Source organism: Streptomyces sp. DG2A-72 (assembly GCF_030499575.1).
Taxonomy (GTDB): domain Bacteria; phylum Actinomycetota; class Actinomycetes; order Streptomycetales; family Streptomycetaceae; genus Streptomyces.
On sequence record NZ_JASTLC010000001.1, the window covers coordinates 3,284,468 to 3,296,459 of the forward strand.

Below are 11,992 nucleotides of genomic sequence, written 5' to 3' on the forward strand. Positions count from 1 at the left end.
TACGCCAGCAGACAGCCAAGCTCCTCCCAGGCGACGTCAACGCCCGTTGAAGGCATCCTTCAGCCGAGAAAACAGCCCCTGCTGCCCCGGCTGGAACTGCCCCGTGGGCCGCTCCTCGCCGCGCAGCTTGGCCAGTTCGCGGAGTAGGCGTTCCTGTTCGGGGTCGAGCTTGGTCGGGGTCTGGACCTCGACGTGGACGATCAGGTCGCCCCGGCCGCCGCCGCGCAGATGCGTGACGCCCCGGCCGTGCAGCGGGATCGACTGGCCGGACTGGGTGCCGGGCCGGATGTCGACCTCCTCCAGGCCGTCCAGCGTCTCCAGCGGGACCTTGGTACCGAGGGACGCCGCGGTCATCGGGAGCGTGACCGTGCAGTGCAGATCGTCGCCGCGCCGCTGGAACTGCGAGTGCGGCAGCTCGTGGATCTCGACGTACAGGTCACCGGCGGGGCCGCCGCCGGGGCCGACCTCGCCCTCGCCCGCGAGCTGGATGCGGGTGCCGTTGTCGACACCGGCGGGGATCTTGACCGTGAGCGTACGGCGGGACCGTACGCGCCCGTCGCCGGCGCACTCCGGGCACGGCGTGGGGACCACGGTCCCGAAGCCCTGGCACTGCGGGCACGGACGCGAGGTCATGACCTGGCCCAGGAAGGACCGCGTCACCTGAGACACCTCACCGCGACCGCGGCACATGTCACACGTCTGCGCGGAGGTCCCCGGCGCCGCGCCCTCACCACTACAGGTGGTGCAGACGATCGCCGTGTCGACCTGGATGTCCTTGGTCGTGCCGAAGGCCGCCTCGTCCAGCTCGACGTCCAGCCGGATCATCGCGTCCTGGCCGCGCCGCGTACGCGACCGCGGGCCGCGCTGGGACGCCGTACCGAAGAACGCGTCCATGATGTCCGAGAAGTTCCCGAAGCCGCCCGCGCCGAAGCCGCCCGCGCCACCGGCGCCGCCGGCCTGGGACAGCGGGTCGCCGCCGAGGTCGTAGACCTGCTTCTTCTGCGGGTCCGACAGCACCTCGTAAGCGGCGTTGATCTCCTTGAACCGCTCCTGGGTCTTCGGATCCGGATTGACGTCCGGGTGCAGCTCGCGTGCGAGCCGCCGGAAGGCCTTCTTGATCTCTTCCTGCGACGCGTCGCGGCGCACGCCGAGAACGGCGTAGTAGTCCGTGGCCACTTACGACTCCGCCAGGATCTGTCCGACGTACCGTGCCACTGCGCGTACCGCTCCCATCGTTCCCGGGTAATCCATGCGGGTCGGTCCGACCACGCCGAGCTTGGCGACTGCCTCGCCGCCCGAACCGTAGCCGACCGACACGACGGACGTGGAGTTGAGTCCCTCGTAGGCGTTCTCATGACCGATGCGTACGGTCATGCCCGAATCCCCGGCCTCACCAAGCAACTTGAGGAGCACGACCTGCTCCTCCAGCGCCTCTAGCACCGGCCGGATCGTGAGGGGAAAGTCATGCCCGAAGCGGGTGAGATTGGCGGTGCCGCCGATCATCAGCCGCTCTTCGTTCTCCTCGACGAGGGTCTCCAGAAGCGTGGAGAGCACCGTCGAGACCGTGCCGCGGTCCTCGTGGTCGAAGCCCTCGGGCAGGTCCTCGACCAACTGCGGGACATCGGAGAACCGGCGTCCGGCGACCCGGCTGTTGAGCCGCGCGCGCAGATCGGCGAGAGAGGCCTCGCCGAACGGCGCCGGACAGTCGACCATCCGCTGCTCGACCCGCCCGGTGTCCGTGATCAGCACGAGCATCACGCGCGCGGGAGCGAGCGAGAGCAGTTCCACGTGCCGCACGGTGGAGCGGGTGAGCGAGGGGTACTGCACGACGGCGACCTGCCGCGTCAGCTGCGCGAGCAGCCGCACGGTCCGCGCCACCACATCGTCGAGATCGACGGCCCCGTCGAGGAAGTTCTGAATGGCACGCCGCTCGGGCGCGCTCATCGGCTTGACGCCGGCCAGCTTGTCGACGAAGAGGCGGTAGCCCTTGTCCGTGGGGATGCGCCCGGCGCTGGTGTGCGGCTGGGCGATGAACCCCTCGTCCTCCAGGGCTGCCATGTCGTTGCGCACGGTCGCCGGGGAGACACCGAGGTTGTGCCGCTCGGTGAGCGCCTTGGAGCCGACCGGCTCCTCCGTGCCGACGTAGTCCTGGACGATGGCGCGCAGCACCTGAAGCCTGCGTTCACTCAGCATCTGCGCACACCTCCAGAAGTCGTCCTCTCGGCGCCTCGCCTGGCACTCTTCGCTTCCGAGTGCCAGAGTTCCCCGGCCCAGTGTACGGCGGTCAGGCACTCACGGGGCAAGGACGGCGTCGTACGGCTAGCGTCGCCGTATGAGCGTGACTTGGGAAGAGCTGGGGTGGGAGCGGCTGGCGGCCGGGGTCGGGCGGTGCCGGCTGCCGGTGTGGGACTGCACGGTGGGGCTGGTCGTCGGGGCCGGCGCGGCCCTGGTGATCGACGCCGGGTCGAGCCTCCCTGAGGGCGCACGCGTGCGTGCGGGGGCGCAGGAGCTCGCCGGCCACCGTGTGACTCATCTCGCGCTCACCCACCCGCACTTCGATCACGTCTTCGGGGCGGGGGCCTTCGCGGGCGCGGAGTTGTACGGCGCGGTGGGCATCGACACGGCGTACTCGCACACCGGGCGCGAGGAACTGCGTACGGACTCGGTACGCCACGGACTGGACGCCGGCCTGGCGGACGAGGCGGTGCAGGCCCTCACCCCGCCCCGCCATCACGTCTCCGGCGAGTGGACCCTCGACCTGGGCGGCGGCCGGCAGGTCCTCCTCGCCAACGTGGGTCCGGGCCACACCGCCCACGACCTCGCGGTCCTCGTCCCCGGCGATCCGGAGGTCGTGTTCTGCGGCGATCTGGTCGAGGAGTCCGGGGAGCCGCAGGCGGGCGCCGACGCCGTACCGACCCACTGGCCCGCGGCACTTGATCGTCTGCTGGACCTCGGCGGCGAGGACGCGCTGTATGTGCCCGGTCACGGAGCGGTGGTGGACGCGGCGTTCGTCCGCGCGCAGCGGAACGCGCTCGCGCGCGAATTCGGCGTGTCGTGACCACACCCCTCCGGCTTCTCCTATCGTCATCCGAATGCGCCAGTACTCTTCGGACCTGACCCCGCCGTGGAAGAAGCCCAAGCCCGTCCCCGAGGTCCCGGCGGAGCCCGGCCTGGTGGTCGAGGAACCCGGCACCGGTTTCTGCGGCGCGGTGATCCGCTGCGAGGCGGGCACGGTGACCCTGGAGGACCGCTTCGGCAAGCACCGTGTGTTTCCCCTGGAACCGCGGGGCTTCCTCCTGGAGGGCCGAGTGGTGACCCTGGTGAAGCCTGCGGCCGGTCCTGTACGTCCCACCCGTACCGCATCCGGTTCCGTCGCCGTCCCCGGCGCACGCGCGCGTGTCGCCCGCGCCGGGCGCATCTACGTCGAGGGCCGGCACGACGCGGAACTCGTCGAGAAGGTCTGGGGCGACGACCTGCGCATCGAGGGCGTGGTCGTGGAGTACCTGGAGGGCATCGACGACCTGCCGTCCATCGTGGCCGAATTCGCACCGGGCCCGGACGCGCGGCTGGGCGTGCTGGTCGACCACTTGGTGCCGGGCACGAAGGAGTGGCGTATCGCGGAGTCGGTGACGAGCGAGCATGCGCTGGTGGTCGGCCACCCGTACATCGACATCTGGGAGGCGGTGAAACCGTCGTCCCTGGGGATCGCGGGCTGGCCGAAGGTGCCGCACGGGGAGGACTGGAAGACGGGGGTGTGCCGGGCGCTGGGGTGGCCGTCGGAGAACACCGGGGCGGTGTGGCAGGCGATTCTGAAGCGGGTGGGGTCTTACCGGGACCTGGAGCCGGAGTTGTTGGGGCGGGTGGAGGAGCTGATCGACTTTGTTACGGGTAGCGGTGGGGCCTAGCGTTGGGGAACGTTCCGAACTCGCTGGTGTCAAGTTCGAGTCCCAGACGCTCCAGCGGGACTGGGTCTCCGAATTTGATGATCTCCTGGCTGAGGTAGTCGGCGTCCTCGCCCTGGCCCGCGGGCTTCGTCAGCAGGACGCAGTGCCCCATGATCGGGTCGAGGATGAGGTAGGCGGAGATCTTCCCGGCGGCGTAGATCGAGCGCTTGATCACGTAGTCCTGATGGACGCTGGACTTGGAGACGACCTCCACGACCATCGTGACCAGCTTGGAGGGCAGCAGACGGCCCGAGTCCGGTAGGGCGTCTCGCGCCACGACCACCAGGTCCGGTACCGGCTCGCTGGCCTCGTCCAGGATGTCCACGTCCTGAGTCTGAAGGCGAGACCAGCGCTGCCGCGGAATCTGGTCCTGTACATCGGCAACGATCATGTTGTGCACGATGTCAGGGCTGGCCATCATCACGATTACCCCCCGGAGGAGTTCCATCTTGACGCCCTCAGGAGGCTCAAGCTCCTCGAAGATCTTCACCATGCCGGTGGTCATCGGTCGGTCGTCCACAGCGGTCATCTCCGCAGCCCTCCGGTTTCCGCCACCGTGCAATTACGGGGGCAGCCTACGAATCAGGTTAGGGATCGAACCGGCGTTCCGCACCGATTCACCCTTGGGAGTGATCAGTCCACCAGGTCCCTGACCACCGCATCAGCCAGCAACCGCCCCCGAAGCGTCAGCACGGCACGCCCTTCCTCATACGGCCCGCTATCGAGCAGCCCCTCCCCCAACGCCCGCCGAGAAGCCGCAAGCCCCACCTCCCGCAGCAAATCCAACGGCACCCCCTCCCGAAGCCGCAGCTCCAGCAGAATGCGCTCGACCCTGCGGTCCTCCTCCGACAACAGCTCCCGCCCGGCCCCCGGCGACCGCCCCGCCGCCAGCGCCGCCGCATACGCCCCCGGATGCTTCACGTTCCACCACCGCACCCCGCCCACGTGCGAGTGCGCTCCCGGCCCGGCCCCCCACCAGTCGGCCCCTCGCCAGTACAGCTCGTTGTGCAGGCACCGCCCCGCATCCGACGTCGCCCAGTTCGACACCTCGTACCACTCGAACCCGGCCCCCGACAGCACCGACTCCGCGATCAGATACCGGTCCGCATGGACGTCGTCGTCGGTCATCGGAACCTCGCCCCGGCGGATGCGCCGAGCCAGCTGTGTGCCCTCCTCGACGATCAGGGCGTAGGCCGAGACATGGTCGGGCCCGGCGCCGATCGCGGCCTCCAGGGAGGCCCGCCAGTCGTCGTCCGACTCCCCCGGCGTGCCGTAGATCAGATCCAGGTTGACGTGCTCGAAGCCCGCCGCCCGGGCCTCCGCGACGCAGGCCTCAGGGCGTCCCGGCGTGTGCGTACGGTCCAGCACGCGCAGTACATGTTGCTTCGCGCTCTGCATGCCGAACGACACCCGGTTGAAGCCGCCCTCCCGGAGCGTGGCCAGATACGCCGGATCCACCGACTCCGGGTTCGCCTCGGTCGTGATCTCCGCGTCGGCTGCCAGTCCGAACTCGTCGCGGATCGCCCCCAGCATCCGTACGAGATCGTCCGCGGCCAGCAGCGTCGGCGTACCGCCTCCGACGAAGACCGTGCGGACGGGGCGCGGATCGTCGCCCAGCACCTTCCTCGCCAGCCGGACCTCGTCGATCAGCGTCTCCGCGTAGTTGTCACGGGACGCCAGCACGCCGCCCGTGCCGCGCAGCTCCGTCGCGGTGTAGGTGTTGAAGTCGCAGTAGCCGCAGCGGGTGGCGCAGTACGGGACGTGCAGGTAGAACCCGAGGGGGCGGGCGGCGGCGCCGGCGAGCGCGGGCGCGGGGAGCGCGCCGTCGTCGGGGACGGGCTCGCCGTCGGGGAGTGCGGAAGGCATGCCTTCCATTGTCCAGCACAGGAACCTTTACTCGGCTTGCAGCACGAGCAGCGCCAGGTCGTCCTCCGGCGGCCTCCCGCCGAATTCGTGCACCAGTCTGCGGATCCGCTCCGCGATCAGCTCCGCGCCGAGCCCCGCGCACCCCGTCAGCGCCTCCGCCAGCCCGTCGCCGTCGTCGAACTGGCGGGAGCCGGAGCGCCGCTCCGTCACCCCGTCGGTCACGCACAGCAGCGTGTCGCCGGGGCGCAGCTCAAAGGTTTCGCTGGTGTACGTCTCGTCCTCGACCACGCCGAGGAGGGTCTGCGGGCGGGCGGCCGTGCGGACGGAGCCGTCCGGGCCGAGCAGCAGGGGCAGCGGGTGGCCCGCGGACGCGAGCGTGCAGCGTACGCCGCCGTCGAAGGGGGCCAGCTCGCCGTACAGGAGGGAGAGGAAGCGGGTCTGCGGGCCGTCGTCGGGCCGGCCGCCCGCCGCGACCAGCACGCGTGCCGCCGCGTCCGCGGCTTCGGTGGCGTCGTCGAGGAGGAGCTGGTTGAGGCGGTCGAGGACGTCGGCGACGCGGTAGCCCTCGCGGGCCAGCAGGCGCAGCCACGGGCGGGCCAGGCCGATCACCACGGCGGCCTCGGGGCCCTTGCCCTGTACGTCGCCGAGCGCGAAGCACCAGCGGCCGTCGCCGGCCGGGAAGAGGTCGTAGAAGTCGCCGCTGGGTCCGCCCTTGTCGCAGGGCTCGTAGACGAGGGCGCTGTGCACGCCGGGGATCTCGGCGACGGCGCCGGGCAGCAGTCCGCGCTGGAGTACGGCGCTGATGGTGGCCTGGCGGGCGTACTGGCGGGCCGCGCCGATGGCGAGCGCCACCCGGCGGCCGAGGTCCTCGACGAGCCCGGTGATCTCGTCGGGGAAGCGGAGCAGCCCGGAGCGTCCGATGACGAGCGTGCCCAGCGGACGGCCGCCCGCGATCAGCCGGTACGCCAGTGCCGAGCCGTGCTCCGCGCGCGGGCCGAGCGCGTCGCCGGGCCAGGGGTAGGGGACGGGGCCTGAGCGGACCGGATCGGGGGCGCGCGGCGGGTCCTTCTCCAGGGCCCGGCGCAGCTCCTCGATGCGGTTCTCGCTGCTGTGCCAGACGCGGGCGAGCCGGGGCCCGGTTCCGGCGACGCCCTCGGACCAGCCTCCGCGGCCCATGACCTCGTCCTCCAGCCACACCGCGCACCACTCGGCGAGGCGCGGCACGATCAGCTGTCCGGTGAGCGCGGCGACCAGATCCTCGTCGAGCTGTCCGGCGAGCAGGTCGGAGGCCTCGGCGAGGAAGGACAGGGCGCCCCGGTTGAGCCACTCCCGGTCCCGCTCGGCCTGCTGCGGTTCGGGGGCGAGGAAGTCGGCGACGCGGAGGCTGCACTCCCCGGCGTACGCGCCGGGCGCTTCGGCGGGCAGTCGCGCCCACAGCGTCTTGGCGCTGCGGCGGTAGGTGACGCCCCAGTCCTCCGCGAGCGTGGCGACCAGGCGCAGGCCGCGGCCGTACTCCGGTGTCTCGTACGGCGGTTCGCTGTCGCTGTCGCGCGGGGCGCGCGAGGGGTGCTGGTCGGTGACCTCGACGACCAGGTCTCCGGTCGGCGCCTCCAGCCGGCACACCAGCCCGACGTCGGTGCCCGCGTGCACGACGGCGTTGGTGACGAGTTCGCTGACGACCACCACCGCGTCGTCGGCGAGCCGCTCCGTGACGTGTTCGGTGCCGGGCAGGCCCAGTTCGGTCCATTCGGCGAGTGCGGCGTGCAGGAGTGCGCGGGCGGCTCCGGGCGCGAGGGGGCTTCCGCAGAGGGTCGTACTCACCTCCGCGCTCCGGTACCCGCTCTCGTGCGCGGGTGCGTCAGAGGCACGGGGATCGGTCTCCCGTTGCATCGGAATGGCCCCCATGTCCAGCTCCCCGAGCAGATCGGACGAATACACCTCGGTCGATGCGGACAGAGTGACAGACTGGCCACGCCCATAAGCGCCGAGTTACCGAAGTGGGCCGCCATGAGTGAGAACAGTGCCACGCGTGTGCTCGAAGACGGACAGATTCGAGCATCGGATTTGCGCCCTCTGCTCGCCGCGATGACCGCAGCCCGCGACGGGGACTTCTCCAGGGTGCCGGAATCCGGCCATGGATCCGGTCATGGCGACGGCAACGGCCTGGTGGCCGAACTCGCCGCCGTCTTCAACCAGATCATGGACCGCAGCAACCACTTCAACACGGAGGTGCAGCGCGTACGACGCGAGCTGGTCCGGCACGGTCGGCTCGACGAACGCCTCTCGGCCAGCCCCGGCCAGGGCGATTGGACGTCCCGTGTCAACGATGTGAACCAGCTGCTCGACGCCCTGGTCGCCCCGGCCGCGAACGCCACGCGCGTGCTCGATGCCGTGGCAGGGGGCGATCTGACCCAGCGGGTCGACCTGCACGACGGCAACCGGCAGCTGCGCGGTGATCTACGGCGGCTGGGCCGGGCCGTGAACAAGATGGTGGACCAGCTCTCCCTGTTCACCGGCGAGGTCACCCGGGTCGCCCGTGAGGTCGGCACGGAGGGACGGCTCGGCGGACGGGCCAAAGTGACGGGCCTGTCGGGAAGTTGGCGGGATGTCACCGAGGCGGTCAACACGATGGCGTCCCGGCTCACCGCCCAGGTGCGCGACATCGCCCTGGTGACCACGGCGGTGGCGCGCGGCGATCTGACCCGCACGGTCACGGTGGAGGCGACCGGTGAGCTGCTGGAGCTGAAGCTCACCGTGAACACGATGGTCGACCAGCTCTCCGCCTTCGCCGACGAGGTCACGCGCGTGGCCCGCGAGGTCGGCACGGAAGGGCAGTTGGGCGGGCGGGCGCAGGTGCGGGGCGTGTCCGGGGTCTGGAAGGACCTCACCGACAACGTCAACTTCATGGCCTCGAACCTGACCTCCCAGGTCCGCAACATCGCCCAGGTCACCACCGCCGTCGCCAACGGCGATCTGAGCCAGAAGATCACCGTCGACGCCCGCGGCGAGATCCTGGAGCTGAAGTCGACGGTGAACACCATGGTGGACCAGCTGTCCGCGTTCGCCGACGAGGTCACCCGCGTCGCCCGCGAGGTCGGCACCGAGGGAGACCTCGGGGGCCGGGCTCAGGTGCGGGGTGTGAGCGGCGTCTGGAAGGACCTCACCGAGAACGTCAACTTCATGGCGGACAACCTCACTTCGCAGGTCCGCAACATCGCGCTGGTGTCCACGGCCGTCGCCCAGGGCGACCTGTCCAAGAAGATCACGGTCCAGGCCAAGGGCGAGATCCTGGAGCTCAAGACCACCTTCAACACCATGGTCGACCAGCTCTCCGCCTTCGCCGACGAGGTCACCCGCGTCGCCCGCGAGGTCGGCACCGAAGGAAACCTCGGCGGCCAGGCGCAGGTACGGGGTGTCAGCGGCGTCTGGAAGGACCTCACCGACAACGTCAACTTCATGGCGCTGAACCTGACTTCGCAGGTCCGCAACATCGCCCAGGTGACCACCGCCGTCGCCAACGGCGACCTGTCGAAGAAGATCACCGTCGACGCCCGCGGCGAGATCCTCGAACTGAAGGACACCGTCAACACGATGGTGGAGCAGCTGCGCGCCTTCGCCGACGAGGTCACCCGCGTCGCCCGCGAGGTCGGCACCGACGGCCGGCTCGGCGGACGCGCGCAGGTGCTGGGCGTCTCCGGCGTCTGGCGGGACCTGACGGACAACGTCAACTACATGGCCGACAACCTCACTTCACAGGTCCGCAATATCGCGCAGGTGGCGACGGCCGTGGCGCAGGGCGACCTGTCGAAGAAGATCGACGTGGACGCGCGCGGCGAGATCCTGGAGCTGAAGACCACCATCAACACCATGGTGGACACGCTGTCCTCCTTCTCCTCCGAGGTCACCCGCGTGGCCCGCGAGGTCGGCTCCGAGGGACAACTCGGCGGCCAGGCACGGGTGGAGGGCGTGTACGGCACCTGGAAGCGCCTGACGACGAACGTGAACGAGCTCGCCTCGAACCTGACCACCCAGGTCCGCGCCATCGCCGAGGTCGCCTCCGCGGTTGCCCAGGGCGACATGTCCCGCTCGATCACCGTGGAGACCCAGGGCGAGGTCGCCGAGCTGAAGGACAACATCAACCTGATGGTGGCCAACCTCCGCGAGACCACCCGGGCCAAGGACTGGCTGGAGTCGAACCTCGCCCGGCTGGCCGCACTGATGCAGGGCCACCGCGACCTGATGGAGGTCGCCGACCTGATCCTGCGCGAGCTGACCCCGCTGGTGAACGCCCAGTACGGCGCCTTCTACCTGGCCGATCCGGACGAGGACAGCGCCGCGCTGCGCACCACCATCCCGTCGAAGGGCCTTGCGTTCATCGCCGGATACGGCGCCGCACAGGGCGCCACCGTCGAGACCGGCGGCCTGCCCACACACGGCCTGGTCCGGCAGGCGGCCCGCGAGAAGAAGCGGATCCTGGTGGAGGGGGCCCCGCCGGACTACATCAAGATCAACAGCGGTCTCGGTGAGGCGGCGCCCACCAGCGTCGTCATCATCCCGATCCCCTTCGAGGACAAACTCCTCGGCGTGATCGAGCTGGCCTCCTTCTCCCGCTTCTCCGACGTCCACCTGGCGTTCTTCGACCAGTTCGTGAACACCATCGGCGTCGCCATCAACACCATCATCGCCAACTCCCGCACCGAGTCCCTGCTCGGCGAGTCCCAGCGCCTGGCGATGCAGCTCCAGGAACGCTCGGACGAACTCCAGGAGCAGCAGGCCGAGTTGCAGCGCTCGAACGCCGAACTGGAGGAGAAAGCCGCCCTGCTGGCCACCTCCTCGCAGTACAAGTCGGAGTTCCTGGCGAACATGTCGCACGAACTGCGCACCCCGCTGAACTCCCTGCTGATCCTGGCGAGGCTGCTGTCGGACAACCCCGACGGCCATCTCTCCGACCAGGAGGTGCAGTTCGCGACGACGATCCACCGCTCGGGCTCGGACCTGCTCCAGCTGATCAACGACATCCTGGACCTGTCGAAGATCGAGGCGGGCAGGATGGACGTACGCCCGAAGAAGCTCCCCCTCATCAAGCTCCTCGACTACGTCCACGCCACCTTCCGCCCGCTCACCCTCGACCGGGGGCTCGCCTTCGAGGTGGCGGTCGGCGAGGACGTGCCGCGCGAGATGTACTCGGACGAGCAGCGGCTGCAGCAGATCCTGCGCAACCTGCTCTCCAACGCGATCAAGTTCACCGCGACCGGCCGGGTCGAACTCCGCGTCAGCCGGGTCAAGGACCCCCAGCACCACTACGTCCGCGACACCGACGAGGTGATCGCGTTCGCCGTCTCGGACACCGGCATCGGCATCGCGCCGGAGAAACTCCCGGTGATCTTCGAGGCGTTCCAGCAGGCCGACGGCACGACCAACCGCAAGTACGGCGGCACGGGACTGGGACTGTCGATCAGCCGCGAGATCGCCGGCCTGCTGGGCGGCCGTATCGCCGCCGAGAGCGAACCGGGCAAGGGGTCCACCTTCACCCTGTACGTCCCTGTGGCCAGCCCCGGCCACTCGGCGACCGGCCCGGTCCCCGAGCAGCGCCCGCTGCCGGTGCCCGAGCAGCTGTCGGCCGAGCCGTACACCGCGCACGAGCCCGACGACAGCTGGCCGGCACCCACCAGACTGGAGGAGTGGAAATCCGGTCGCGCGGGCCAAGTCCTGCCCGGACGGCGAGTGTTGATCGTGGACGACGACATCCGCAATGTCTTCGCCCTCACCCATGTCCTGGGCCGGGTCGGGATGCCGGTGCTGTACGCGGAGAACGGCCGCGAGGGCATCGAGACCCTGGAGCGCAACCCGGACGTCGAACTCGTCCTGATGGACATCATGATGCCGGAGATGGACGGCTACGAGACCATCGCCGCCATCCGCCGCACCCCCCGCTGGACAGGCCTGCCCATCGTCGCTCTGACCGCGAAGGCGATGCCGGGAGACCGCGAGAAGTCCATCGCACGGGGCGCCAACGGCTACGTACCCAAGCCCGTCGACGTCGACCAGCTGCTGACCGTCGTCTGCGCACTCCTGGATCCGGAGGGCGCGGAGGCGCAGCACACCGACGGCGGCACGGAGACAGCAGTACCGGAACCGCACTCGCCAGGGGAGGCTGCGGTTCCGCCGACCACTGAGTGAGG

General features: G+C 70.1%; 8 protein-coding genes. 3 read left to right on the top strand and 5 right to left on the bottom strand.

What is annotated here, in order from left to right; translation table 11 throughout:
- Nucleotides 1-36: 36 nt before the first annotated feature.
- Both dnaJ and hrcA read right to left on the bottom strand, forming a co-directional pair.
- Complete coding sequence (gene dnaJ / locus QQY66_RS15655) at nucleotides 37-1,176, bottom strand: molecular chaperone DnaJ (RefSeq protein ID WP_301980943.1); 1,140 nt, start codon at nucleotides 1,174-1,176, stop codon at nucleotides 37-39.
- Nucleotides 1,177-2,193 carry a heat-inducible transcriptional repressor HrcA gene (hrcA, locus tag QQY66_RS15660; protein ID WP_301980944.1) on the bottom strand — a complete coding sequence of 339 codons (1,017 nt, stop codon included), beginning with the start codon at nucleotides 2,191-2,193 and terminating at the stop codon, nucleotides 1,177-1,179.
- Nucleotides 2,194-2,332: 139 nt separating this feature from the next.
- On the opposite strand from hrcA, the gene QQY66_RS15665 reads away from it, so the two are divergent.
- Nucleotides 2,333-3,058: an MBL fold metallo-hydrolase gene (locus QQY66_RS15665; RefSeq protein ID WP_301980945.1), complete on the top strand. Its 726-nt coding sequence runs from the start codon at nucleotides 2,333-2,335 to the stop codon at nucleotides 3,056-3,058.
- Between the two features lie 34 nt (nucleotides 3,059-3,092).
- Nucleotides 3,093-3,905: a DUF3097 domain-containing protein gene (locus tag QQY66_RS15670; protein WP_301980946.1), complete on the top strand. Its 813-nt coding sequence runs from the start codon at nucleotides 3,093-3,095 to the stop codon at nucleotides 3,903-3,905.
- Here QQY66_RS15670 and QQY66_RS15675 read toward each other — a convergent pair.
- The 3 genes from QQY66_RS15675 to QQY66_RS15685 all read right to left on the bottom strand — a co-directional run bounded on the left by QQY66_RS15675 (nucleotide 3,883) and on the right by QQY66_RS15685 (nucleotide 7,715).
- Nucleotides 3,883-4,473: a Uma2 family endonuclease gene (locus QQY66_RS15675; protein WP_301980947.1), complete on the bottom strand. Its 591-nt coding sequence runs from the start codon at nucleotides 4,471-4,473 to the stop codon at nucleotides 3,883-3,885. The genes QQY66_RS15670 and QQY66_RS15675 overlap by 23 nt on opposite strands.
- A 104-nt stretch (nucleotides 4,474-4,577) precedes the next feature.
- The gene (hemW, locus tag QQY66_RS15680) at nucleotides 4,578-5,810 is read right to left on the bottom strand and encodes a radical SAM family heme chaperone HemW (RefSeq protein ID WP_301980948.1); all 1,233 of its coding nucleotides are present in this window, start codon (nucleotides 5,808-5,810) and stop codon (nucleotides 4,578-4,580) included.
- Nucleotides 5,811-5,837: 27 nt separating this feature from the next.
- On the bottom strand, nucleotides 5,838-7,715 hold the full coding sequence (locus QQY66_RS15685; protein ID WP_301980949.1) for an ATP-binding SpoIIE family protein phosphatase: 1,878 nt from the start codon (nucleotides 7,713-7,715) through the stop codon (nucleotides 5,838-5,840).
- Between the two features lie 180 nt (nucleotides 7,716-7,895).
- On the opposite strand from QQY66_RS15685, the gene QQY66_RS15690 reads away from it, so the two are divergent.
- Nucleotides 7,896-11,990: a HAMP domain-containing protein gene (locus tag QQY66_RS15690; protein WP_301980951.1), complete on the top strand. Its 4,095-nt coding sequence runs from the start codon at nucleotides 7,896-7,898 to the stop codon at nucleotides 11,988-11,990.
- Nucleotides 11,991-11,992 lie beyond the last annotated feature (2 nt).